The following is a 22982-nucleotide window of genomic DNA, read 5'->3' on the forward strand; positions in this document are numbered from 1 at the left end:
AGCGGCGCCACGAGCCTGAAGCCTTCCGGGCTGTTTCCGCAGGGGACGCACTGATGGTCGGCCTCGCCCAGCTGCGCGACGCCAACCTGTTCGGCCTGGCGCCGGCGGCCACCGCCTACGACACCCTTGCCGCCAACTTCGGCAAGCATGTCCAGAACACGCAGCATGAGGTCCTCAAGCACGTCTTCAACGCGAACTGGGTCTGCAACGCCGCCGGCGCCGCCAACGCCTCGCTGCAGCGCACCAGCAATCGGCTGGACGCCGCCCACACGGAGATGTCGGCGGTCTCTGGGCTGCTGCGCGAGGCCTCCGAGAGCTTCCTGCTGGCGCAGTCCAAGAAGCTGCAGATGGCATTGCAGGAGGCCCAGAAGCTGGAGCTGACCGTCGCCGATGACGGGACCGTGTCCCGGCCCGCGCCGTCCAAGGCCGAGACGAACGACCCGGGGTACAACATCCCCGAGCAGGCAAAGGCGCTGGCGAACCGGATATCCGGCGCCGTCGCCGAGGCCGGCAACGCCGATCAGAAGATCGCGGGGCTCCTGAACTCCCTGGCCGAGCGCGCCCGGAACGGCACGGGGCTGGAGACGGACAAGGCTGCCGCCGACCTCAAGGCCGTCACACAGCAGGGCGTCGACCTGATGGCCGCGGGCTTCCCGCCGGCCGGTACCTCGCCCACCGAGGTCAACTCCTGGTGGAAGGGCCTGACGTCGGGCGAGCAGCAGCGGCTCATCGAGGCGCACCCGGACCTGCTGGGCATGCGCGACGGCATCCCCGCAGTGGCCCGCAACGAGGCCAATCAGCTCAATCTCGCCAACCTCATCAGCAAGTACCAGCAGAAATCCAACCTGACGGAGGACGAGAAGCAGAAGCTCGACGGCTTCATCGCGATCAGCAAGAAGCTGGAGGAACGCAGGGGCAAGCAGCCGCCCGTCTTCCTGATCGGCGTCAGCGAGGAGGGGCAGGGCCGCGGCATCCTGTCCTACGGCAACCCGGACACCGCGAAGAACGTCAGCGCGTACGTGCCGGGGCTGGGTACCACGCTCTCCGCGGTCGGCGGCAAGGACGCCGACCGCGCCTTGAACGTGTGGAACGCCGCAGCCGCCGCCGATCCCAACGCCGAGGTCGCCTCGATGGTCTGGCTCGGCTACGATCCGCCGCCCGGTCTGGAGAAGCTCGCCCAGGGCGACCCCCGGCCTCTGGAGGTGATGGACACCGGCCGCGCCGCCAAGGGCGGCGCCGCCTACGACAAGTTCATGGCGGGCCTGCGCGCCACCCACGACGGTCCCCCGGCCCACCTCGTCGCCCTCGCCCACAGCTACGGCTCCACCGCCGTCGGCCTGGGCGCGCAGATGACCGGTGGCACCGGCGCCGACGACATCATCCTCGTCGGTTCCCCCGGCACCGGCGCCACCAAGGCATCCCAACTGAACGTCGATCCCGGCCACGTGTGGGTCGGCGACGCGGAGAACGACCCCGTGAGCCATCTTCCGCCTGCAACGCGTGTCGCCAACGACGTGGCCCTCTTCCCTGCCCTGGGCCCCCTCGGCGACGAGGTGTACAAGATGTACTCCGCTGACAACCAACTCTGGTTCGGCCAGGACCCGGCCAGCAAGGAATTCGGCGCCAACCGCTTCGCCGTCCCGGACGGCGCGCCGCTGTCCTTCGACTCGCACTCCCACTACATGGACGAGCCGAAGAAGGACCCCGCACCGGACGATGCTGCGGTCTCGGTCAACAACATCGGCCAAATCGTGGCCGGCAAGTACGACCACGTCACAAGGCAGGGCCAACGATGACCATCCCGTCCCGTCGCACCTCGCTCATCAGCGCCGCACCCTCGACCGCCCCGCGACCCGGCAAGCCGCTGACGCGGCGTCTCGCTGCGGCCGCCGTGCCCATCGCGCTCGTGCTGACGCTGACGGCCTGCGGGGCCTTCACCGCCGCCGTCGGCGACGGCGCCCGCCCGGACCCGACGGCGACGGCCCCGCTCATGGCGCCCGGGCAGGCCCTGCAGAAGCTCAACGCCCTGCTGGAAGAGGCGACCTCGAACGTGCAGCCGACGCTGCGGTATTGGGATGCCTGGCCTGAGAGCAGGGAGCAGTACTCCTCCGGCCTGAACGAGCACTCCCTCGGCTACGCCAAAGCCTCCCGCAAGCGCCACGTCATGACCAAGGTCGCCCCCGCCAAGTACGCCACCCTGCTGGAAACGGTGCGGAGCGTGTGGGAGGCCAAGGCCTACCGCATCGAAACGGGCCCCGCCGGGCAGGCCGTGTCCGCCACCACGGCGGAGGGGTTCAGCGTGCGCATCGGCATCGGCTCCGCTGGGGACATCGACATCGAGGCCACTGTCAGCCCGATCCCGGTGCCCGATGGCCGGGACCTGTTCGGCACCCCGACACCCGACCCTGTCATGGCCAACGGCAACCCGGACATCCTGCCCAAGTACGACGACCCGTACTGGTCTGCCTGACCACCGGCCCGTCCCCTGTTCCACGTACCGTCTGCTGGGCTGCCGCCGTACGGCGCCCGCACCTTCGGAAAGTCCTCGAATGACCCCCGAACAGGCCGTCCAGGCACTCAACGCGCTCCTCGACGAGGCGATGTCCGCCATCCGCCCCCGGTTGCAGTACTGGGACGGCTGGCCGCGGTCCACCGAGCAGACCACAGGCCCCGACGACCGCTCCCCGGGCTACGCCGTTGCCACCCGCGACCGCTACATCATGACCAAGGTCGCCGCAGCCAAGTACGGCGCGCTGCTGGGCGTCGCCGAACGTGGCTGGCAGGCCCTCGGCTACCGGATCTCCTCCGTCAACCCCGGCCAGCCCGCCATGTTCGCCACCACGCCCACTGGGTACAGCGTGTGCATGCTCTTCGGCGCCGCCGGCAACATCACCTTCCAAGCCACCGTGGGCCCCATCCCCGTCATCCGCGACCGCGACCCATTTGGCACCTACGTCCCCGAGCCGACTCTGCCAAACGGCAACCTCGACATCATTCCCCGGTACGACGACCCGTTCTGGTCGCACTGAACTACCACCCGGCAGCGCTCGAGGCGAGCCGAACTCTCGAACCTCGCGGGCTGAACACGTTCTCGCCGCCGACTATTTGAGAAGCCTGAAGCCCGGTTGAGCAGCCCACGCGCGCAGGAATTCCGCCGTGCCGAACACGGCCGGCAACGGGCCGTCCGTCATCGCGAGCACACCCGGAAGTCCGTCCACGACTGCAACCTGGTCATCCAGTAGCTCAGCGTTGGCAACGCCGCCGACCACGTCCATGATGGCAGCCGTCAGCAGGGCCGTGGCGAGGTGATCGATCGGTCTGTTGCACCCAGCGATGACATCCACAGCGTGTGTCGGGCTGAAGCCGATGAGGGGTTCCAGATCGGGGCCGTCCGCGTGCTCGGCCTCGAAGGTCTCCTCGTCGCCGATTCCGGGACCCATTACATAAACCAGGAATGGCCGGCGACCGTCGACTTCCCCTGGGGCCGGGGCGCCGAGTCGGTCGGCGAACACGTTGAGGTCATAGCCGCCAGGGCGCTTCTCCTCGAAGCAGGCTGACGATCCCACCAGGAAACCCCGGAGTCGCTTAACAACTGCGGCCGGAACCGCCTCTGCCAACGCAATCACCAACACTGGACCACCCATAGCGGGAGCCTAACCAGCCGAGCGGCATGCCCCCCAGCCCATTACTCAACGTGACCGTGCCCACACAAGCCATGCCAGAACCCGAGAACGGACAGCACCGTCTGAATCCCTGCCGCAAGATCAAGCTGTCGGACGCCTGTGCCAGCATGCTCCCGTGACAACCACACCTAATCACCGTCCCGATGAGGCGACGCTTGACCTCCTGCGTTCAGCGTTCGCAACTGAGTGGCGCGAGCCAATCTTGGGCCACGATGGAGTCCGGGCCTGGGAGGCCGAGAATCGGGTGACGCTTCCGGAGCCCTACCGGACCTTCATCGCAGAGATCAGCAACGGCAGCAGCCTCGGCCCCGCGGAGGACGGCGGCCTCCAGCCGCTGGGGTGGCTGCCGGACAGCTGGCCGGGCACGGGTCCGCGGCACCCGGGAGAGCCGTTCCCGTTGGATGAGGCGTGGTTGTGGGAGGACGACGAGACGGTCGACGCTTACGATCCCCGCATCGATGCCGTCCTCAACCATGGGTCAGTCGTCCTCGGAGCCGAGGACGGGCCGTGGTTCTGGCTGCTGGTGACGGCAGGACCCCGCCGCGGTGAGGTCTGGACGGTGTCCGACGTGGGAGCCATCCCGGCGCTGCACACCGACGCCCGGAGCTTCGATGGATGGGTGCGGCACTGGCACATGGGGAACGACTGGCCGGCCAGAGAGCGACATGGAGACCCTTCAGCCGCGTAGTTCGATTCCGGTGACGGTCAACTGACTCCCGAGGCTGAACATGTGCTGTCCGGCAAATAGCAACCTGTCGAGGAGATTGTCAGCGGCCATGCGGCAGCAGATCGCGCAGCCCTGCTCGAAAAGAAGGATACGGAGAATATCCAGTGCCGCACCCCGGCATCTCAAGCTTCTTGAGCTGCCCGCCGACGATGTGTGAGAGCAGCGGCACCGGGAGAGCGTCGGGCCAGAGGCCGGTCCTCTTGCCCTCCGAGAGCACCCGACGGAACGCGCCGGTGGATCCCCGCAGGCTTCGGCCGTTCGCCTTCAACTCGTCGGCGGCGCACTCGCCCTCGCCTTCGACGATCTGGAGCAGGATCTGCTGCGCGCGGGGCGGCAAACGATCGTAGTACGAGCGGGCGCGCTCCGGGGTCCAGCGGTCGTCGGGTACCGCGGTCACGACGGCCGTCGGTGTGACGGCGAGAGCGAGCAGCTTCTCGAGTACCTCGGGTGTCGGATTCTCCACGGTGATCGTGATCTTCATGGCGGACACCTTCGCAGCTTGAGAGAGTGAACACAAATAACCTCAGCAAACATTCCGCAGACGGTCTCGCCACCTTGGGCGCGCACATTACGTACCAAGGTATGTGTTGCGTCCTCTAACTGGATTTAGAGGACGCAACACACGGCCTGGTACAGATAGGCTGTCCCGGACGGATCATCAGCCCGCTAGGCCGGAAGGAGAACGCCCGTGGAAGCCGAGGCGTCGGACGGCCTGCCCGCCCTGGCGGAACGCTCCACCGAGGTCGTCGTCGCCGAGCTGGTGGACGACGGTCAGGCGCTCGCGCGGTTCGCGCACACTGGGGTCGACCCCAACGAGACGCTGACCGAGGATGCGGCCGACGACCTCGCCTCCGCCCGGCCGGCGCGCACCAGCCAGACCTACGCCGAGCAGTGGCGCTACTTTGCCCGCTGGTGCGCCGACAACGACCGCCACCCCGGGCCGCGCACCAGCGAGGCGAACATGGTCTCCTACGTCTCCCACCTGCGCCGCCGAGGCGGCCGTGACGGCACGGGCGCGCCCGTCAGCTCCCTGCGCCTGGCGATGGCCGCCATCCGCGACGCCAACGCCCGTGCAGGGTACGAGAACTGGCCTCCGAAGAAGGCGACCGCCGAACTGATCCGCAAGCAGGCCGCCGAGCACGCCCGCGCCCGCCGCACACCGAAGTCGAGCCCGCCCGTCGACGCCGCCCGCATCGCCCACCTCCAGGAGGGCACGAACGCCGACATCCCGCTCGCCCGCTGGCGCGACCTGACGATCCTGCACCTCGGCTACCGCACCCGCGCCCGCCGCTCCGAGCAGGCGGCCTACCGCATCGACTCCGTCGTCTTCGAGCGCCTGGACGACGGCACCGAGCAGATGGTCGTCGGCAAGCGCACGTCGAAGAACGACCACTGGTCCACCGGCCGCGAGTACGTCGTCCGCGACCCGGTAGCGATCACCGTCGTGCGCACCTACATCTCACTGCTCGCCGAACTCGGCCAAGCAGCACCGCAGTTGCCACTGCTACGCGGCATCACCCGCTGGGGCCGGCTCATGCCCGTCCCCGCCTCCGGAACCGGCATGACCGGCCACGCGGTGAACCGCGCCTTCAAGCGCATGGTCACCCGCACCCCCGGCTTCGACGCCAAGAACGCCACCAGCCACGGCCTGCGCGCCGGCGTCCCCGCCGACCTCGCCGCCCAAGGCTACAGCGCGGCGGAGATCCTGGTGATCACCGAGGACTGGAAGTCCACCACCATGGTCGAGAAGTACGCCAAGGCCGGCCTGCGCCGCGCCGGCAAGGACAACCTCGGGCGGGCCCAGCAGGCCCTCGACGCCCTGGTTGTGCCACCGCCATCCCACCTCGCAGGGTAGGACAGGTCCGAACTCGACCTCGCTCGGAGTGGCACCTCCTCGTGCCGGAAAGCGACGTCCGGATACTCGCTGCCCACCGGGCCTTCGCAGTCGATGGGAAGGTCATCTCCATCAGGCAGAGCGACCCCGCACCGTACTGTCAGACGGCGATGGAGGGCGGGCAACGGGACTCGCGGGTGACGCATGTGCAACCCCTAGCCGCCCCCCTCCCCCGCCCGGCCGCAACACTCCGAATGCGAACCGACGGGCCGGGACATCACCTGATCGTGGCGCTCACCTGCGGACGGCGGGTGGCAGGCAGCGGGCCGTGCCCGGCCCCCGTCGGAGTCGGTTGCGGCCGGCCCTCCTCCCACTGATCGATGCCATGCAGGTCCGCTCCGGCCCACCTCCAAGCCGCCCTGTACACCGCCCCGGCGCGGGAAGCCGGGCCGCCCGTTGTCCCGCGAGGTGGCCGCTACTGTTGCCCGTCGCCCCCGGACGCCCTCCGGGCCCGTACCTTGCGAAGAACCTGTTCCAGCGGCTCGCTCAGACCCACGTAATGGACCTCGGTCCCGTCCGTCTCGATGGTCTCGATCTTCCGGAACTCGGCAAACTCCTCGACGGTCAGCGGCTCGCGCTCGAAGAAGGCCTTGAGCTTGCCCAGCCGGTCGAAGCCGGGCGCTTCCTCGCACGTCAGCCGATCGACGATGTCACCGAGATCCACTTCGGGTCCGTCCTCGGCCCAGGTCTCCGTGAAGCCTCCTTGCGGGAAGTCCTCGGCGGTGCAGCCACTCGGATGGTTCCGCACCACACGCAGGACGAACTCCTCCACCGTCCGCGCGGCTTCCCTGTTCGGCACCACCCGCTGTTCGACCAGAATGCCGCCCTGCGCCGCGTGGGACGCGAGCCGGTCGTGCCGCACCTCGGTGCTGGTGATACCCACCTTGTGGGCGCGGAGCTTCGGGAAGTACATGATGTAGACGAGGTGCGGGGCATCCGGGTCCGTGATCGCGGCGTCGCAGGCCAGGCAGGGCGAGACCCCGCTCCTGAGTTCGGAGACGGAGATCCTGCGTGCCGCCCCGCAGTCGGTGCAGTGCGCGTCGACCCGCTCGCCGAGCCGGGCGTAACCCGCGTGATCGCGCACGAGCCCATGCGCGTCGAAGAACTCGACCTGCCAGGCGGTCAGGGGCAACGCGAAGCAGTTCGAGCACCGGCTGCGTCCGGGCGTGGCCCGGCTGCCGAGGCTCATCGACGCGCTCCACCTCCTGGCTGTCCCGCAGACGACGCACTCCACGTCCACGAGCGACCACACGTGCTCCATCCGCCGGGCGAGTCCGGGCTCGTCCACCAGGGCCCCGCCCGCGTCGCGTGCCAGGAACTCCTCCCCCAACACGATCCGCGCGGCCTCCTCCTTCGTGATGTCCCACTTCTCGGGCTCGCGTACGAGGCCTTGTTCGTACATCTTCCGGGAGGCACACCAGCGGCAGTATCGGACCTGTTTGCCGCGGATCTCGCTGTACGCGATCGCATCGGGCTGGTTGCAGGTGGCGCACAGGCAACGACGCTCATGCTCCGCGGAGACGTGCGGCTCGCAAGGGGCCCAGCCAAGCTTCCGGTAGTGCTCGTCGATGCAGGGCACACACCTGCCGGGCTTTCCCTTCCGGTTGGCGCTCGCCCCCTTCCCGCACTCCCCGCACTTCCGCTCCGCAGTCATGCCGATCCCTCCCGCGCAGACTTCACACCGGTTCGGACGGTACCCGGGACCACTGACACACCGGCCGCGTCCGCCATGAGCTTGCTGCCCGGCCAATGCGCGACGTTCCGGGGATCATCGGTCTGCCAGCATGTGCGCTGCATAGACCGGGGCGGAGTGCGGGCGGCGGGTCGCAATCGCAAGAAGCTCAGCTGGGAAATCCCCGGCCGAGCGTCTCTCCACCCTGCCCGCGGCCGGCCGCGGTGGACGAGGACCAGGACGAGGAGTAGCCCCGGGCGGCCGACGGCTGCTCGTCTGCCGGGGTGACGGCCGAGTCCGGGCCAGGACTAGGGTGGGCGTCAGTAGCAACGACGAGGCCGGAGGGGGCCGAGGTGACCGAGGTCGAGGTACCGGGACCCGAGCCGGACTGGGAAGCGGCCGATGCGGTGGAGCATTGCCGGCGAGTCCGCGGTGTGTGCGCCTCAGTCCTCGGTGGGGCCCAGGTCGGCGGTGCCCCGCAGTTCGACCGTGCGGGTGGTGGAGCCGTGCAATTCGAGCACGGTGATCTCGTTCCGGCCGGCCTTCAGGACCGGTGCGGGGACGTAGAGCGTGGTCTGCGGGCCCCGGGACCAGTACCGGCCGAGCGCGAAGTCGTTGATCCAGACCTGGCCCTTGGTCCAGCCGTCCAGGGCGATGAAGCCGTCGGCCGACTGTTCGATATCCAGATGTCCGCGGTGGAAGGCCGGGCCGACCGGGGGCGCGGCGGGCTCGAACGCGGTGAAGGACAGTCCGCCCAGCTCGTCGAGCGGCAGCGGCCGGCTGTCCCAGCTCTCCGGGGCCCGCCCGTTGACGGTGACCTCGCCGAGCAGCCCCTTGCGGTCGTGCATGCCCTGGCCGTAGTTGACCCTGCCCTGGTTCTCCACCAGTACGGACAGCCGCGCGCCCCGGCGGGGGGCGTGGAAGGAGAGCGTGTGCTCGTGGCTCTCGCGTTCCAGGACGCCGACCGGCTGGCCGTCGACGAAGACCTGGGCGCGGTCCTGTACCTCGGCGATGTGCAGGACGGCCGGTCCGGCCGCCGGGAGTGCCGTCTCGTAGAGGGCGAAGCCGAAGGACTGGCCGAGCTGTTCCATGGTCTGCGGTCGGTCGGCGTGCACCGCGTCGCCGAGCCGCTCGCACTGGTCCAGCAGGCTCGCACAGGTGGTGAGTTCGACGGTGGTCGGGGCGAGCTTGGGGGCGGGCCCGGGTGCCGGCTCCGCGGGGACGGGAGCGTACCTGGCGATCACCTCGCGGAAGGCGGTGTACTTGGGGGTGGTGTCGCCGGCCTCGTCCAGCGGCGCGTCGTAGTCGTACGACGTGACGGTGGGGCGGTACGTGCCCTTGTCGTTGGCGCCGTTGGTGAAGCCGAAGTTGGTGCCGCCGTGGAACATGTAGATGTTCACCGAGGCGCCGGCCGCGAGCAGCCGGTCGAGGTCCGCCGCGGCGTCGGCGGCGCTGCGGGTGACATGGGTGCCGCCCCAACGGTCGAACCAGCCGATCCAGAACTCGCTGCACATCAGCGGCCCGGACGGCTGTTGCGTGCGCAGTTCGGCGAGCCCGGCGTCCACCCGGCTGCCGAGGTTGACGGTGCGCAGGACGCCGTCGAGGCCGCCGCGTGCCAGGTCGGAGGGCTGGTCACAGGTGAACAGCGGCACGTCGACTCCGTGTCGGTCCAGCATCTCCGCCAGGTCCTCGAGGTAGCCGGAGTCGTCGCCGTACGCGCCGTACTCGTTCTCCAGCTGGACGGCGAGGATCGGGCCGCCGCGGGTGGAGAGATACGGGAGAACGGGCGGTAGCAGGGCGCCGAGGTAGGCGTCGACCGCCTCCAGGTAGCGCGGGTCGCGGCTGCGCAGTTCGATGTCCTCGTCGGCGAGCAGCCAGGAGGGCAGGCCTCCGCCCTCCCACTCGGCGCAGATGTACGGGCCGGGGCGGAGCAACACGTGCAGGCCTTCGGCGGCGGCGAGGTCGAGGAATCGGGGCAGGTCGAGACCTGCGTCCAGCCGGAACTCCCCGCGCCGGGGCGCGTGGAGGTTCCAGGGGACATAGGTCTCGACCGTGTTCAGCCCCATCAGGCGCGCCTTGCGGAGCCGGTCGGCCCACTGCTCCGGATGGACGCGGAAGTAGTGCAACCCGCCGGAGATTATCCGCAGCGGTCGGTCGTCGAGACGGAAGCCGTCTGCGGCGATCTCCAGTCGTGGCATGCCGTGGTGCTCCTTGCGATCGAGACGGTTGTCAGGTCAGCTCAGCGGGCGGCAGAGCAGGGTGTCGGGGACTCCGCCGTGGTTCCACTTCCAGGTGTAGGCCACGCCGGCGAGGTACTCGTTGTCGGCGCACTGGCCTTTGTAGTAGCCGGGTGCCCAGTCGCTGGCGGTGGAGCCGCCGGTGGCGGGGCGGTTGTCGCCGTGGTCGAACCAGGCGTTGCGCCCGGTGGTCCGCAGCGGAGCTGCGGCCGGCGCACAGAGCAGGGCAGACATCGCGTTGCTGTGGGCGCTGTAGCCGACGGCGTAAGTGTTGTCGGGGCACTGGAGCTTGTTGTAGCCCGGGGCCCAGTCGCCGTGGGTGACGTAGCGTTCGTCGGTGACGGTCACCCAGTCGCCGGCTCCGGCGGCGGGCTGGCCGGCGTCGGTGCACAGGCCGCGGCTGTCGCTGCGGCCGAGGCCGACCAGGCGCTCGGTGTCGGGGCAGTTGCCCTTGCGGTTGCCGTTGGACCAGTCGCCCTGGGCGAGCATGCGGGTGGAGACGTTCTGGTCACCGAAGTCGAGGTCGAGCATGTTCCAGTGTGTGACCGGTGCCACCGGGCCGGTGAGGCTCGGCGCGTTGATCAGCTTGTTCCAGTCGGCGGCCCGCCAGTCGCCGGGGTCGCCCAGGCCGAGCCGCTTGCCGGTGGCGTCGTAGGAGAGCAGTGCCCAGTTGTCCTGCGGGTTTCCGTTGGCGTCGCTCCAGCCGACGACCGGCCACTGGGCGAAGTCGGTGTCGTTCTTCACCAGGATGTCGGTGAAGTTGTGGAACCAGGCCTGCTCCTTGGCGTTGGTCGAGCCGCGGCCTGCCGCGCCGAACTCGCTGATCCACACCGGCGCGGTGAAGTGCTGGCCGGACTGGGTGACGAACAGTGCCTCGTCGTTGACGACCTGGGCGAGCTGCTCGGGGGTGAAGTCCTGGTAGCGGGGGTCGCTGGTGGAGCCCGGGCCGCTCTCCGCCCCGGTGTTGGCGGGCCCGGTGTAGGCGTAGAAGTGGGCCGCGTAGACGAGCTTGTCCGACCGGACCAGCGTGTTCGAGAGGGTGCGCACCGGGGTGAGCATCGGCCGTTCGTGCCAGGTGATCGCGGTCGGGATCCCGGACCAGTTGATGCCCTCCATGATGACCAGCATGTCGGGGTCGGCAGCCAGGATCCGGTTGCCCGCCTCCTCGAAGGCGGCGTACTCGTCGTGGGAGTCGCCCCAGCCCCAGTTGGGGTTGTCCCAGGTGTCACGGCGGACCTCGTTGCGCAGGTCCGCGCCCACGACACGCTTGTTCGTCCGGTACCGCTGCACCATGAACAGCCAGTCCGCCTCCCACTGCTCGGTGGACTGGCTGCTGTTCCACCGCTCGTTGCCGTCCAGGCCGCAGCAGAAGCGGTAGGTGGTGGTGTGGTTGTTGAGGATGACCGCGAAGCCGTCGGCGGTCAGCGCGGCAACCACCGCGTCGTAGACCTGCAGCGGGGTCTTGCCCTTCAGTTGCGGGTTGGCGGCCACCGCCGCGTCCGGCACGGTGCTGGTGTCGTGGATCAGCGCGTTGGCGAAGGGCAGCCGCATGCTGTTGAGGCCCAGGCCGTGGAAGTCGGCCAGGATCTGCGTCAGCGGTGTCCGGTCCAGGCCCAGCGGGATGTTGTGCGACACCTGTCCCGCCTGGTTGTTGGCCGGATCGTTGACGTCCCCGCTGCCCTCCCAGGTGCCCTGGGCGCCGGCCCAGTTGCCGGCCTTCAGCTTGAAGCGGTCGCCGTTGGCGTCGACGATGTACCGGCCCCGGGTGCTCAGCGGACCGGTCCACGAAGCCGCGAGCTGCGTCCCCGTCATGACGGACGCGGTGGTCGAGGCGGTGGTGGGGGGCGCTGCGGCGGAGGCGGACGTTCCCCCGAGGACGAGGGTCACCGCGGCGGCCGCGGCGGGCAGGATTCGGGCGAAGGAGCTTCGGACGGTGGGAGGCGAACTGTCTGACCTCATGGTTTCCCCTCCAGGGGTGGCGGTGGGGCCTCGGATCTTCAGGTGGTGCGGCCCGGACCGGACGGTCCGGAGTCACGGGGGGCGGACCGGGGGCGGCTCAGCCCTTGAGTCCACTGGTGGCGATGCCTTCGACGATGTAGCGCTGGGCGACCAGGAACATGGCCACCAGCGGTGTGATGGTCACGACGGCTCCGGCGAACAGTCCGGGCAGGTTGATGGTCTGTGAGGTGAGGAAGGTCGACAGGGCGATCTGGGCCGTCCACGCGGACGGGTCCTGGCCGATGACGAGCGGCCACAGGAAGGAGTTCCAGCTGTCGATGAAGGCGAGCGCGCCGAGCGAGGCCAGCATCGCTCCGGACGACGGCAACGCGATCCGGCGGTAGAGGCCGAACCAGCCGAGCCCGTCCAGGCGTCCGGCTTCCTCGATCTCGGTGGGGAACTGGAGGTAGAAGTTGCGGAAGAGCAGGACGGCGAAGGGGTTGAACAGCCCGGGTGCGATGATTCCCCACAGCGTGTTGACCCCGCCCATGGAGCCCACGAGGACGAAGGTGGGCACGAACGTCACCGAGCCGGGGATCATCAGCGTGGCCACCACCAGGGCGAGCAGGAGGCCGCGTCCGGGCACCGGTATCCGCGCGAGGGCGTATCCGGCGGCCGAGGCGAGGATCGTCGACACCGGGGCGGTGATCACGGCGATCAGCAGCGAGTTGCCGAGGGCCTGGCCCATGTGCAGGGCGGGGTCGCTGAAGAGCGAGCTGAAGTTCTCCCAGTGCATGGCCGACGGCCACCAGGTCCACTGCGGTGACGTCAGGCCCCGGGAGTCCATCAGCGCGTTGCGCAGCATCAGGTAGAAGGGGGCCAGGAACACTGCCGTCAGCAGGCCCGCCAGCACCCCCCGCGCGCACCGGCGAACTACCTGCGACAGCTCTCGCGTGCTTCTCATTCCACTCACTCCTCACCCTTGCCGAAGCCGGTGACCCGGCCCTGGAGCAGGGTCACCCCGACGATGAGGGCGGTGAGTACGAAGGCTCCGGCCGATCCGAGACCGTAGTTCTGGGCGCCCATCGCGGTGTCGTAGAGATAGACCAGCGGGGTTCGGACCGGGGCCGTCGACGCCCCGGACAGCCCGCTGTTGAACAGGTTGTAGAACTCGTCGAACGCCTGGAAGGCGGCGATGAACTGCAGCATCAGGACGGCCACCGAGGTGTTGCGCAGCATCGGCAGGGTGATCCTGCGCAGCAGGCGCAGGCCGGTGGCGCCGTCGAGTGCGGCGGCCTCGTGGATCTCCTTGGGGATGCCCTGGAGGCCTGCCAGGAAGAGCACCATGTAGAAGCCGACCTGGAGCCAGAGGCGGAGGGTGACGAGGACGACCCAGTACAGCGGCGGCGACGTGGTCTGCAGCCACGGGACGGCGGACATGCCGAACCATCCGCCGATGGTGTTGGCGATCCCGGCCGGCAGACCGTTGAACAGGCACATCTTCCACACCAGGGACGCCGCGACGTAGGAGACGGCGGCCGGGATCAGGAAGGCGGTGCGCAGCAGGGCCCGGCCGCGCCGGATCCTGTGCACCAGCAGCGCGAGTCCCAGCGAGGCGGCGAACGTCACCGGCACGATGAACAGCGTGAACAGCAGGATCTGGACGAGCGATGTGCGGAACACGGCGTCGGAGAGCAGCGCCTGGTAGTTGTCCAGGCCGACCCAGTGGCCCAGGGCGATGGTGCCGCGGGCCTCGCTGAGGCTGAGCAGGAAGCTCCAGCCGATCGCGACGTACTTGAAGACGCCCACGCCGATCAGCAGGGGCCCGGCGAGGAGTGCGAACGCTCCCCAGGCACGCCAGTCCGTGCGGGGCCGGCGGGTGGGGGCGCCCTGCGGCCGGGCCGTGGGGCGCCGGGCACGCTCGTCGGGCAGCGTGGTCGAGGGTACGGGCTTCATCAGGCGCGCTGCTTGTCGATCTCGCTCTGGGCCTGCCTGGCCGCGTCGGCCAGGAGCGAGGACGCATCCCCCTGCCCGCTGACGATCTTCGACGCGGCGGCGCTGAACAGGGAGCTCACCGCGCTGTTCCAGGTGCCGGGGTTGTGCCGGCCGTACGTGGCGGCCAGTTCGACCGTCTCCTTGGCGGTGCCCTGGGCGACCTTGTCGGCGGAGGCGGCGACGGACTTGCGCGGCGGAATGTGGAAGCCGTAGCTCTCCGCCCAGTCCTTCTGCAGGTCGGTCTGCTGGATCCAGAGCCACTGGACGAACTTCTTGGCCGCGTCGACGTTCTTGCCCTTGGCGTTGACGCAGCTGGTCCAGCCGCCGACGCGCACGACGGGCGTGCCGCCTGGCCGGTAGGCGGGCCAGGGCAGGACGCCGAAGTCGTCGCCGAGCGCGGTCCTGATGGCGGGCATCGACCAGAGGCCGCCCCACTGCATCGGGGTGACGTTCTGCACGAGGGCGGCGGGATCCCACCAGTCGGTGGTGAAGCCGAGCAGCAGGGACTGGTCGTCGTGAAGACGCTTGAGGCCGGCCACGGCCTCGGCGGCCTGCGGGGAGCCGAAGACGGCCTTGCCGTCGGCTACCAGGTCGCCGCCGTTGGACCACACCGCCATGATGGCGCTGTCGCCCAGGCCGTCGTTGCCGAGGAACAGGCCCTTGGTGTTCTTGGTGGTCAGGGCCTTGGCCGCGGCGACGAGCGCGTCGAAGGTGTCGGGCGGGGTGATGCCGGCCTTGGACAGCGCGCTCTTGCGGTAGTAGAGCATCATGACGTCGTCGATCATCTTGACGCCGTAGAGCTTGCCGTCGACGGTCGCCGTGTCGAGGTCGCCCTGGTTGAAGTCGGACTTGGCGCTGCCGTAGAGGTCGTCCAGCGGGGCTATCTGGCCGTGCCAGGCGAGGCCGTCGTTGAAGTCGCCGATCTCGAAGACGTCCGGGGCCGCGTCGGTGAGCAGGGTCGCGCTGAGCTTGCCGGCGTAGTCGCCCGGGGTCCAGGTGACCTTGACCGCGATGTCCGGGTTGGCCTTGGTGAACGCGGCCGCGTAGCGGGTGAGGGCCTGCTGGGTGCCGGCCTCGCCGTAGGCGTGGGACCAGACGTTCAGGGTGGTCTTCGCCCCGCCGGAGGCCCCGCCGGTCGGGTTGCTGGTGCAGCCGACCGCTGCTCCGGCGACGAAAAGGACGGATCCGCCGAGGAATCCTCTGCGGCTAAGCTGGGATGTCTGTGCGCTCACTTCGCATCCTTCAGGCTGAGGGTGTGGGGGTGTGGGTGGTTGTCCGGCGTGGCCGGTGTCCGACGTTCACGGCTGGCAGGCGGTGCCGGACATCGGTCGTGCCGGAGGCTCGGGTTGGTGATCGGCGGATCCCCGGTTGCCCGGGGCGGCGTGGTGGCGGTTCGCCAGGGCCCTTCAGGGCAGGAGGGCCTGGATGCCGACGACGGCGGCTCCGCGGGCCCACTCCTCCCAGGGGAGTGGACGCAGGGTCAGCGGGCACCTCGCCGCCGCCTTGAAGCAGTGTGCGGCGTAGGCCTCCTTGATGTGCGTTCCGAAGAGGTCGTAGGTGTCGAGTCCTTCGCCGGTGACGACGACGCGCTCGGGGCCGAGCAGGTTGACCAGGGTGGCGATGCCGGTGCCGATCGCGCGGCCGGCCCGGGCGAAGGCGTCGCGGGCGGCGGGTTCTCCGCCGCGGGCGAGCTGGACGGCACCGTCGAAGTCGAGGTCCGGGTCGTCGGTGGCGCGGCGGACGGTGGCGAGGATGGCGTCGCTGGAGGCGACGGCCTCGACGCAGCCGACCTGGCCGCAGTGGCACCGCGGCCCGACCGGGTCGATGCTGATGTGCCCCATCTCGCCGGCGACCCCGTACGCGCCGGTGACCAGCTCACCGTTGACGACGATCCCCGAGCCGATCCCGGCTCCGATCGTGACCAGTGCGAAGTACTCGGTGCCGATGCCCTCCCCGTACCAGTGCTCGGCGGCGGTGAGGGCCTTGACGTCGTTCTCCACGGTGACGATCAGGCCGGTCGCCGCGGCGACGGTCTCCGCCAGCGGCACGTCGCGCCAGCCGGGGAGCACGGAGTAGCGGACGCGCCCCCTGGGGCGGTCCACGTCGCCGGAGACCGCGATGCCCAGGTGCCGGGTGCGGGCCCGGTACTCGGGTCTCGCGTCGAGGAGTTCACCGACGAGGTCGGTCAGCAGCGCGCACACGGCGGCAGGGTCGCGCTCGCCCAGCGGCCGGACGGCGGTGGTACGCATCCGGGCCCGCAGGTCGCAGACCGTGCCGAAGAGGGTGTCGGCACTGATCTTCACACCGACGAAGAACTCCCGGTCGGGAGTGACGGCGAGCGGGTTGACGGGACGTCCGGCCCCCGGAGCGGTGCGCTCCGGGGGGAGTTCGTGCAGGTAGCCGTCGTCGATGAGTGGTCGCGCGGCCTTGGTCACCGCGGTCGAGGACAGGCCCGTCCGGCGGGCCAGCTCCACCCGGCTGAGCGGGCTCTCGGCCAACAGCAGAGCGAGGACGGCGGTTTCGGCCGGTGCGGTGACCAGTGGCCGCGAGTGGTTTGGAAACACGGCCGCAACCTACCGGTAAATAAATAACTTCGTCCAGTATTGATTTCCCTTCCGGGCGGTCCTACGCTCTGGCCCAACTCCGGGCGTTTCCATCGTCGTTCACCATGGCGACCGGCCGCTTCCGGTCCGCGTCCGACCCCCAGCGTCGCTCGACACCCCTCAGGACCTCCTGTGCCCACCACGTCCTCATCCGCTTCCTTCGACCCCGCCCGCGGGCTGGCGGTCCTACGGACCCCGAACAGCGTCTACGCCGTACGCATCGGCGCTGACGGCAGCCCCCGGCATCTGCACTGGGGGGCACCGCTCGACACCGACGCCCTCGGTGGACTGCCGGCGGCCGCCTCACCCGCCGCGAGCAGCTTCGAGGCAGACCCCGCACCGGACGAGCTGGCCCCGCAGACCGGTGCGCGGTTCGGGCCCGCCGGCCTCCAGGTGCGATTCGCCGACGGCACCCGCGGCGCACAGTGGTCCTTCACCGGGCACACGGTCCACGGCGGGGAGCTGCGCCTGCGCCTGGCGGACCGCCGCTACCCGCTGGCCGCCGAGCTCTGCTACCGCGTCCGCCCCGACAGCGACGTCATCGAACGATGGGTGGAACTCACCCACACCGGTGCCGACGACGCGGGCCCGATCAGCGTCGACCGGCTGGACTCGGCCTCCTGGACGACGCCGGCCCTGCCCGACTACCGGCTCAGCCACCTCGTGGGCGGCTGGAACAGCGAGTTCCAGCTGCACCGCGACCGGCTCCCGGTCGCTGAGACCGTGCTCACCAGCCGACGCGGCGTCACCAGCCACCACGCCAACCCCTGGCTCGCCCTCGACGACGGCACCGCCGACGAGGAACACGGCGAGGTCTGGAGCACCGCCCTGGCCTGGAGCGGAAGCTGGCGCATCACCGTGCACCGCGACCCGGTCGGCCGGACCACCTGGACCGGCGGCTTCGGCCACGAGGGACTCACCTGGACCCTCGGGCCCGGCGAGAGCCTGCACACCCCCGTCTTCGCCGGCCTCCACACCCGCGACGGCTTCGGCGGCGCCAGCCGCGCCTGGCACACCCACCTGCGCACCGCCGTCCTGCCCGACCCCGAGCGTGACCGACCCGTCGTCTACAACTCGTGGGAGGCCACCGGATTCGACGTCGACCAGGCCGGCCAGCTGCGCCTGGCCCGACTGGCCGCCCGCCTGGGCGCCGAACTCTTCGTCCTCGACGACGGCTGGTTCGGCGGCCGTACCAGTGACCGCGCCGGCCTCGGCGACTGGAAACCCCGGCCCGAGGCGTTCCCGGACGGGCTGCGCCCACTGGCCGACGAGGTTCACCGCCTGGGCATGGCCTTCGGACTGTGGGTCGAGCCGGAAATGGTCAACCGCGACAGCGAGCTCCACCGCGCCCACCCCGACTGGGTCGTCCACGCCCCCACCCGGGACGCCACCGAACTGCGCAACCAGCTCATGCTGAACTTCGCCCGCCCCGACGTCGAGGCCTGGGCCCACCGCACCCTGGACCAACTGGTGCGCGAGAACGACGTCAACTGGCTCAAGTGGGACGCCAACCGGGTCGTCACCGAAGCCGGCTGGGCCGGCCACCCGGACCCCGACCGGCTCTGGATCGACCACACCCGCGCCGTCCACCGGATCATGGACCGCCTCCGCACCGACCATCCGGGCCTGCGCATCGAGGCCTGCGCGGGCGGCGGCGGACGGGCCGACCTCGGCATCCTCGCCCGCACCGACCAGGTCTGGACCTCCGACAACACCGACCCCGTCGACCGGATCGGCATCCAACACGGCTTCAGCCAGCTCTTTCCCGCCCAGACCATGGCCGCCTGGGTGACCGACAGCCCCAACCTCGCCACCGGCCGCACCACCCCTCTGCGGTTCCGCTTCCACGTCGCCATGGCCGGCGCGCTCGGCCTCGGCGCGGACCTCACCGCCTGGTCCGAGGAGGACCTCGACGAGGCCGCCGCATTCGTCGCCCGCTACAAGGAGATCCGCCCCCTGGTCCAGCACGGCCGCCAGCACCGCCTGACGGGCCCCGGAGGAGTGACGGCCGTGCACTACGCGTCCCAGGACGGCGCCGAACACGCCGTCCTCGCCTGGCGCCCCGCGACCCGGTTCGGCCACCAGCCCGCCGGCCTCGCCCTGCCGGCCCTGGACCCGGCGGCCCGCTACCTCGACGTCGACGAGGGCACCACCCACAGCGGTGCCGTCCTGACCCGGCGGGGCATCGACCTCCGGCTGCCCGCCGGCGACTACGCCAGCCGCCTGATCCGGCTGCGCCGGACGATCTGACCCTTCGCCACCCTCCTCACGAAGGACCCGCGCACATGGCCACGCCCCGCGTCCTGGTCGTCGGCATCGACGGCGTCCGCCTCGACCTGCTGCCGCTGCTGGACACCCCGCACCTCGACGGGCTCGCGAACGCCGGCTTCCTCGCGCCCGTCCACGTCGACGACAGCACCCCGACCATGTCGGGCCCCTGCTGGACCACGATCGTCACCGGCGTCGGCGTGGCCAAGCACGGCGTCTGGGGCAACAACTTCACCGGAAACCGGCTCGGGGTGTTCCCCGACTTCACCACCCGGCTCGCCACCGAACACGGGCTGCGGACCTTCGCCGCCGGCGGCTGGGAACCCCTGTTCCTGGCCCGGCAGGGCGGCCCGGTCTTCGCGGCCCCGAGCCGGCTCGCCTACATCGCCCCGCGCGAGGACTCCCCGCAGGCCTGGGAGGAGTGCGACCGGAGCGTGACCGCCGAAGCCGTGCGGGCACTCAGCTCCGGCGAGGACTTGGACGCCTCCTTCGTCTACCTCGGCGCGGTCGACGAGACCGCCCACTTCCTCGGCTGCGGCCCCGAGTACCGCCGCGCGATCGAGACCGCCGACCGACGCCTCGGACAGCTCCTCACCGCCCTGCGCGAGCGGCCCGACGCCCGGGCCGAGGAGTGGACCGTCATCGCGGTGACCGACCACGGCCACCGCGACGAAGGCGGCCACGGCGGCCGGAGCCCGCTGGAGCGCACCGCCTGGATAGCCGCGAGCGGCCCCGGCCTCACCCCCTCCACCAGGCCGGACAGCCTCCACCACGCCGATGTCGCCGCCCACGTCTACGCCGCCCTGGGAATCGCGCCCGACCCGCACTGGACGCTCGACGGACGGCCCTTCCCCACCCTCACACCGCGAACCGCCTGATTCCTGCGGGCCGGGCTCCTTGCGGCGTTCGACGGTGGCGCCGTCAGACGCGCGCCACTCCGCGGCGGACTACTCGTCCGGCCGATCGGACTCGTCCGAGCAACCTCCCCCGACGAGGGTGAGCGTGGGGGTAGCCCGGCGTCAGTGCGGGCCCGATTCCTCGGTGCCGCAGGGGCCGCCAGCCGTCGATGCGGGCAGTTCGACCGGCTCCCCGCCCATCGTCAGGGTCGGGTACCACGCCGAGATGCGCTCGGTCGAGCGTCCGGTGTAGTGGCAGATGAAGCTTCGCCTGAACCGGTCGGCTGTGGTGTTGGGCTGCGAGCCGTGCACCAGACTGCCGTTGAAGAACAGCACGTCCCCGGAGTCCATGTCGACCGGGTGGCGCGACAGGCCCGGCGGTGGCGGCACGTATTCGCGGGTGAAGGAGGCGGTGCCGTCGGCGTCCTCGGGGCAGAACAGGTCCATGCGGTGTGTCCCGGGCACGACTTCCAGTCCGCCGTTGGCCCGGTCGGCCCGGTCGATCGCCAGCCAGGCGGCGACACAGGTGCCGCGCTCGACGCGGAGGTAGAAGTTGTCCTGGTGCAACGCCTGGCCCCGGGCCCCCGGCGGACCTGCTCGAACTCCTCGGCATCGACGAAACCCGACCCCGCTGGCTGGAAACCTAAAACCCCATGTGCTCATCTCACCGGCGCTCAGGACCTCTTCACCGCCGGCGCACACCACGTGCTCGCTGCGGCGCGGAGCCAGCCGCAGCACCCCGCTGGCATCGACGACGAACGTGAACGGCTCGGCCAACTCATCCGGGGTCAGCGCTGAGACCCACGCGCCGAAGTCCACCGACGAGCGCACGCTCCGACCGCGGATCTCGTCGTACCTCTGCCCGGCCGCCGGCTGACCCCCGCGGGGGCGGGGAAGACCTGCGCTGCGCCCGGACGGGTCGAACGGGCCGCGGCTGACCCCCGCGAGCGCGGGGCCGAGCGGCGCCAGTCGGGGCCACCGGTGGCCAGCTCGCGGACGGGACCGCTTTCCAGTCGGTCACGGCCCACGCGATCCGGCACGCCGTTCACGCCGCATGGCAGCTCCTAGTAACGTTCCTAGGTGCCGCAGATCCCTCGAGCGCCCCTAACCGACGGGAGCCAGCCCGAGGACTGAGATCCGGACAGGAGAGCAGCACATGAGTACGGCGCATGCCAGCCCGGGTGACTACAGTCAGGTGCCGAACCCAGAGCAGGCGCTGAAATACGCGATCCAGCACATTGCGGGTGACCGTGTCGAGATCGTCGAGGGAGTCATCACCCCCGTGTCACCTTCCTGGGCCCATGAGACCGCCGTCGACCTGATCCGCGAGCAGATCGGGCCCCGTTTGCGCGAACTCGGGCTGCGTGCCGGTTCCGGAAACCTCGACCTGCCCGGAACGCCGAACTACTACGTCCCGGACCTGGCCGTCGTGCCAGCGGAAATCGCGAAGACCGAAGGGGCGCTGCTACCCGACCAGACCGTGCTCGTCGTCGAGGTGACCTCGCCATCGAACGGGGAGACCGACCGGACGGCGAAGCGCCGGCGATACTCGCAGTTCGGCGCTCCCGTGTACCTCCTGGTCGACCGCCAGGAACGTACCTGCACCCTTTTCTCCCAGCCGGGCCAGCTCGGCTACACCCGGGTCGAAGGCCCACATCCCTTCGGCACACCGCTGCAGCTCCCGCCCCCGTTGAGCCTCGAACTGGACACCGCAGGCTTCTGAACACAGACAGGTAGGGTCTCCTCTCAAGCCGCAGCCGGCTGACCCCCGCAGATGCGGGGAGGACGCGCACAGCGGGGGCGGCTGACGGTCAACGTGGGGCTGACCCGGCCGCGGCTGGTGGACCTCCGCGCAACCTCATCGCCCGCATCGTCGAAGCCGAACGTGAAGGCTGGGGCGGCGAAGCCGAGGGGCTCAAGGTCAGCCTGGCAGCGGCGAACGCCAAGCTTGCGCAGCTCGACAACCTTCTCATCCGCCGCTCGACAGCCGTCAACCTGGGCATGCCGACCTTCGCCGACATCGCCACGCGCACCACCACGGCGGCGACGGATCCGCGACAGCTCTGAATATCCATGGCCGCGGAGAATCTGCACCACCTACGCTCCACCCATGCGCACCGTGTTCGTCTTCCCTACAGGTGAGCGAGCTGAGACCGTCGCCTCACTCGATCGGCATCTGCCGCAGCAGCGCAGGCCGTGGGTTCTGGCCGGCAGCCTCTACATCGACATCGACGATGAGCAGACTGGCTACCTCTTCTCCGACTGGGATCCCGACGACGTGGCGGCCGTCGAAGCGGCCCTCGGTCACCACCCGACGGGCAGTCCAGATCGACATCTCCGGGCGGATCGACGGAACCGCGGAGGTCCACCAAATGGTCACACTGCTGCTTGAGCACGGAGGCGTCGCGACTGACGACTACTCCGACCGCCCCTGGACTCTGCAGGAAATCGAGTCCACGGCCGAGTTTGAAGGCCTGCGCTTCTTCGACTTTCGCACCTACCCCGAGCTCCACCACAAGCGCTGACAGCCCCAGCCCGACCAGCGCTCAAGCACAAGTGCAGAGAAGATCACGGAGCCGGGGCTCTGGCTCCAAGCGGACTGGGGCTGGGGGCCGAAGGTCCCTGGCCCCCTCACCGTTAATAGCGGGCGCTCCCCGGTCTCCGAACACTACGCTGCTGGGCTCGTGGAACAGCTGCCCGAAAGCGTCGATCGCGACATCCTGAAGCATCGGACATTCTTCGCCCTCAAGGCGATCCGAGAAGCACGCAACTGCACGCTTCACAAGGCACTGGACGTCTTCGTTGAACGCTACGAAGAACTCCGGCGCGACCGCCCGGACGACTTCACGCTGTCACGCGAGGAATACGGCCAGGGCTTCCATTCCTGACCCACCACCACGCCCCAACCGGGTGACCAATAGTCATACCGCGCAGGGAGATGAACTGCCCGCTCACAGGGAGCACAAGCTGTCCGCCTACACGGACGGGCTACTGTCCGTGGACAACGCCCGCACCGTCCGGTAGCCGGCCGCCGGCTGACCCCCGCGGGCGCGCGGGGAGGATGCGCCC

At 70.1% G+C, this 22982-nt stretch carries 21 protein-coding genes; 10 read left to right on the plus strand and 11 right to left on the minus strand.

The genetic code is table 11. From position 1 onward, the window contains the following. Window positions 1-53 precede the first annotated feature (53 nt). The 3 genes from ACZ5OX_RS31070 (at window position 54) to ACZ5OX_RS31080 (ending at window position 3029) form a co-directional block, all read left to right on the plus strand. The gene (locus ACZ5OX_RS31070) at window positions 54-1796 is read left to right on the plus strand and encodes an alpha/beta hydrolase (RefSeq protein ID WP_465634600.1); all 1743 of its coding nucleotides are present in this window, start codon (window positions 54-56) and stop codon (window positions 1794-1796) included. After that, entirely contained in the window at window positions 1793-2470 is a 678-nt protein-coding gene (locus ACZ5OX_RS31075; RefSeq protein ID WP_465634601.1) for a hypothetical protein, read from the plus strand. The genes ACZ5OX_RS31070 and ACZ5OX_RS31075 overlap by 4 nt, the downstream gene beginning before the upstream one ends. Window positions 2471-2549: 79 nt before the next feature. Next, window positions 2550-3029, plus strand: a complete 480-nt coding sequence (locus ACZ5OX_RS31080; RefSeq protein WP_465634603.1) for a hypothetical protein — start codon at window positions 2550-2552, stop codon at window positions 3027-3029. 72 nt (window positions 3030-3101) lie between these two features. Here the strand turns inward: ACZ5OX_RS31080 and ACZ5OX_RS31085 are convergent, their stop codons facing one another. Further along, window positions 3102-3644, minus strand: a complete 543-nt coding sequence (locus tag ACZ5OX_RS31085; protein WP_465634604.1) for a DUF6368 family protein — start codon at window positions 3642-3644, stop codon at window positions 3102-3104. A 154-nt stretch (window positions 3645-3798) separates the two neighbouring features. On the opposite strand from ACZ5OX_RS31085, the gene ACZ5OX_RS31090 reads away from it, so the two are divergent. Next, entirely contained in the window at window positions 3799-4371 is a 573-nt protein-coding gene (locus ACZ5OX_RS31090) for an SMI1/KNR4 family protein (RefSeq protein ID WP_465634605.1), read from the plus strand. A 79-nt stretch (window positions 4372-4450) separates the two neighbouring features. Here the strand turns inward: ACZ5OX_RS31090 and ACZ5OX_RS31095 are convergent, their stop codons facing one another. Continuing rightward, window positions 4451-4891, minus strand: coding sequence for a hypothetical protein (locus ACZ5OX_RS31095; RefSeq protein ID WP_465634606.1), 441 nt, complete (start codon window positions 4889-4891; stop codon window positions 4451-4453). 207 nt (window positions 4892-5098) lie between these two features. Here ACZ5OX_RS31095 and ACZ5OX_RS31100 point away from each other — a divergent pair, with 207 nt between their 5' ends. Next, window positions 5099-6265, plus strand: a complete 1167-nt coding sequence (locus ACZ5OX_RS31100) for a site-specific integrase (protein ID WP_465634607.1) — start codon at window positions 5099-5101, stop codon at window positions 6263-6265. A gap of 454 nt (window positions 6266-6719) precedes the next feature. Here ACZ5OX_RS31100 and ACZ5OX_RS31105 read toward each other — a convergent pair whose 3' ends face one another. The 7 genes from ACZ5OX_RS31105 to ACZ5OX_RS31135 all read right to left on the minus strand — a co-directional run bounded on the left by ACZ5OX_RS31105 (window position 6720) and on the right by ACZ5OX_RS31135 (window position 16710). After that, complete coding sequence (locus tag ACZ5OX_RS31105; protein ID WP_465634608.1) at window positions 6720-7883, minus strand: hypothetical protein; 1164 nt, start codon at window positions 7881-7883, stop codon at window positions 6720-6722. Between the two features lie 536 nt (window positions 7884-8419). Further along, window positions 8420-10174, minus strand: coding sequence for a beta-galactosidase (locus ACZ5OX_RS31110; protein WP_465634609.1), 1755 nt, complete (start codon window positions 10172-10174; stop codon window positions 8420-8422). A 36-nt stretch (window positions 10175-10210) separates the two neighbouring features. After that, window positions 10211-12172, minus strand: a complete 1962-nt coding sequence (locus tag ACZ5OX_RS31115) for a glycoside hydrolase family 5 protein (RefSeq protein WP_465634610.1) — start codon at window positions 12170-12172, stop codon at window positions 10211-10213. Window positions 12173-12269: 97 nt separating this feature from the next. Beyond that, window positions 12270-13115, minus strand: coding sequence for a carbohydrate ABC transporter permease (locus ACZ5OX_RS31120; RefSeq protein WP_465634611.1), 846 nt, complete (start codon window positions 13113-13115; stop codon window positions 12270-12272). A gap of 5 nt (window positions 13116-13120) precedes the next feature. Beyond that, entirely contained in the window at window positions 13121-14107 is a 987-nt protein-coding gene (locus ACZ5OX_RS31125) for a carbohydrate ABC transporter permease (protein ID WP_402413104.1), read from the minus strand. Then, entirely contained in the window at window positions 14107-15378 is a 1272-nt protein-coding gene (locus ACZ5OX_RS31130; RefSeq protein ID WP_465634612.1) for an ABC transporter substrate-binding protein, read from the minus strand. Before ACZ5OX_RS31130 ends, ACZ5OX_RS31125 begins: the two co-directional genes overlap by 1 nt. Before the next feature lie 174 nt (window positions 15379-15552). After that, a complete protein-coding gene (locus ACZ5OX_RS31135; protein ID WP_400667009.1) occupies window positions 15553-16710 on the minus strand; it encodes an ROK family protein in 1158 nt (385 codons plus the stop codon). Window positions 16711-16881: 171 nt separating this feature from the next. Here ACZ5OX_RS31135 and ACZ5OX_RS31140 point away from each other — a divergent pair, with 171 nt between their 5' ends. Both ACZ5OX_RS31140 and ACZ5OX_RS31145 read left to right on the plus strand, forming a co-directional pair. After that, on the plus strand, window positions 16882-18999 hold the full coding sequence (locus tag ACZ5OX_RS31140) for an alpha-galactosidase (RefSeq protein WP_465634614.1): 2118 nt from the start codon (window positions 16882-16884) through the stop codon (window positions 18997-18999). A gap of 35 nt (window positions 19000-19034) precedes the next feature. After that, entirely contained in the window at window positions 19035-19895 is an 861-nt protein-coding gene (locus ACZ5OX_RS31145) for an alkaline phosphatase family protein (RefSeq protein WP_465634615.1), read from the plus strand. A 141-nt stretch (window positions 19896-20036) separates the two neighbouring features. Here ACZ5OX_RS31145 and ACZ5OX_RS31150 read toward each other — a convergent pair whose 3' ends face one another. Continuing rightward, the gene (locus tag ACZ5OX_RS31150) at window positions 20037-20732 is read right to left on the minus strand and encodes a phytanoyl-CoA dioxygenase family protein (protein ID WP_465634616.1); all 696 of its coding nucleotides are present in this window, start codon (window positions 20730-20732) and stop codon (window positions 20037-20039) included. Window positions 20733-21069: 337 nt separating this feature from the next. Between ACZ5OX_RS31150 and ACZ5OX_RS31155 the strand changes: the two genes are divergently transcribed. Further along, complete coding sequence (locus tag ACZ5OX_RS31155; RefSeq protein WP_465634617.1) at window positions 21070-21636, plus strand: Uma2 family endonuclease; 567 nt, start codon at window positions 21070-21072, stop codon at window positions 21634-21636. Window positions 21637-22074: 438 nt separating this feature from the next. Here ACZ5OX_RS31155 and ACZ5OX_RS31160 read toward each other — a convergent pair whose 3' ends face one another. Further along, the gene (locus ACZ5OX_RS31160) at window positions 22075-22248 is read right to left on the minus strand and encodes a hypothetical protein (protein WP_465634618.1); all 174 of its coding nucleotides are present in this window, start codon (window positions 22246-22248) and stop codon (window positions 22075-22077) included. A gap of 37 nt (window positions 22249-22285) precedes the next feature. Between ACZ5OX_RS31160 and ACZ5OX_RS31165 the strand changes: the two genes are divergently transcribed. Both ACZ5OX_RS31165 and ACZ5OX_RS31170 read left to right on the plus strand, forming a co-directional pair. Beyond that, window positions 22286-22438 (plus strand): hypothetical protein, encoded by a 153-nt coding sequence (locus ACZ5OX_RS31165; protein WP_465634620.1) that lies wholly within the window; start codon window positions 22286-22288, stop codon window positions 22436-22438. 159 nt (window positions 22439-22597) lie between these two features. Next, window positions 22598-22801, plus strand: coding sequence for a hypothetical protein (locus ACZ5OX_RS31170; protein ID WP_465634621.1), 204 nt, complete (start codon window positions 22598-22600; stop codon window positions 22799-22801). The last annotated feature ends 181 nt before the right edge of the window (window positions 22802-22982 follow it).

The sequence above is a fragment of the Kitasatospora sp. NPDC032121 genome (genome assembly GCF_055580145.1).

What these genes read in the sequence shown, in the direction of transcription:
- ACZ5OX_RS31070 (WP_465634600.1), top strand. Translation starts at nt 54, where the DNA reads ATGGTCGGCCTCGCCCAGCTGCGCGACGCCAACCTGTTCGGCCTGGCG.
- ACZ5OX_RS31075 (WP_465634601.1), top strand. Translation starts at nt 1,793, where the DNA reads ATGACCATCCCGTCCCGTCGCACCTCGCTCATCAGCGCCGCACCCTCG.
- ACZ5OX_RS31080 (WP_465634603.1), top strand. Translation starts at nt 2,550, where the DNA reads ATGACCCCCGAACAGGCCGTCCAGGCACTCAACGCGCTCCTCGACGAG.
- ACZ5OX_RS31085 (WP_465634604.1), bottom strand. Translation starts at nt 3,644, where the DNA reads ATGGGTGGTCCAGTGTTGGTGATTGCGTTGGCAGAGGCGGTTCCGGCC.
- ACZ5OX_RS31095 (WP_465634606.1), bottom strand. Translation starts at nt 4,891, where the DNA reads ATGAAGATCACGATCACCGTGGAGAATCCGACACCCGAGGTACTCGAG.
- ACZ5OX_RS31110 (WP_465634609.1), bottom strand. Translation starts at nt 10,174, where the DNA reads ATGCCACGACTGGAGATCGCCGCAGACGGCTTCCGTCTCGACGACCGA.
- ACZ5OX_RS31115 (WP_465634610.1), bottom strand. Translation starts at nt 12,172, where the DNA reads ATGAGGTCAGACAGTTCGCCTCCCACCGTCCGAAGCTCCTTCGCCCGA.
- ACZ5OX_RS31120 (WP_465634611.1), bottom strand. Translation starts at nt 13,115, where the DNA reads ATGAGAAGCACGCGAGAGCTGTCGCAGGTAGTTCGCCGGTGCGCGCGG.
- ACZ5OX_RS31125 (WP_402413104.1), bottom strand. Translation starts at nt 14,107, where the DNA reads ATGAAGCCCGTACCCTCGACCACGCTGCCCGACGAGCGTGCCCGGCGC.
- ACZ5OX_RS31145 (WP_465634615.1), top strand. Translation starts at nt 19,035, where the DNA reads ATGGCCACGCCCCGCGTCCTGGTCGTCGGCATCGACGGCGTCCGCCTC.
- ACZ5OX_RS31155 (WP_465634617.1), top strand. Translation starts at nt 21,070, where the DNA reads ATGAGTACGGCGCATGCCAGCCCGGGTGACTACAGTCAGGTGCCGAAC.
- ACZ5OX_RS31160 (WP_465634618.1), bottom strand. Translation starts at nt 22,248, where the DNA reads ATGTCGATCTGGACTGCCCGTCGGGTGGTGACCGAGGGCCGCTTCGAC.
- ACZ5OX_RS31165 (WP_465634620.1), top strand. Translation starts at nt 22,286, where the DNA reads ATGGTCACACTGCTGCTTGAGCACGGAGGCGTCGCGACTGACGACTAC.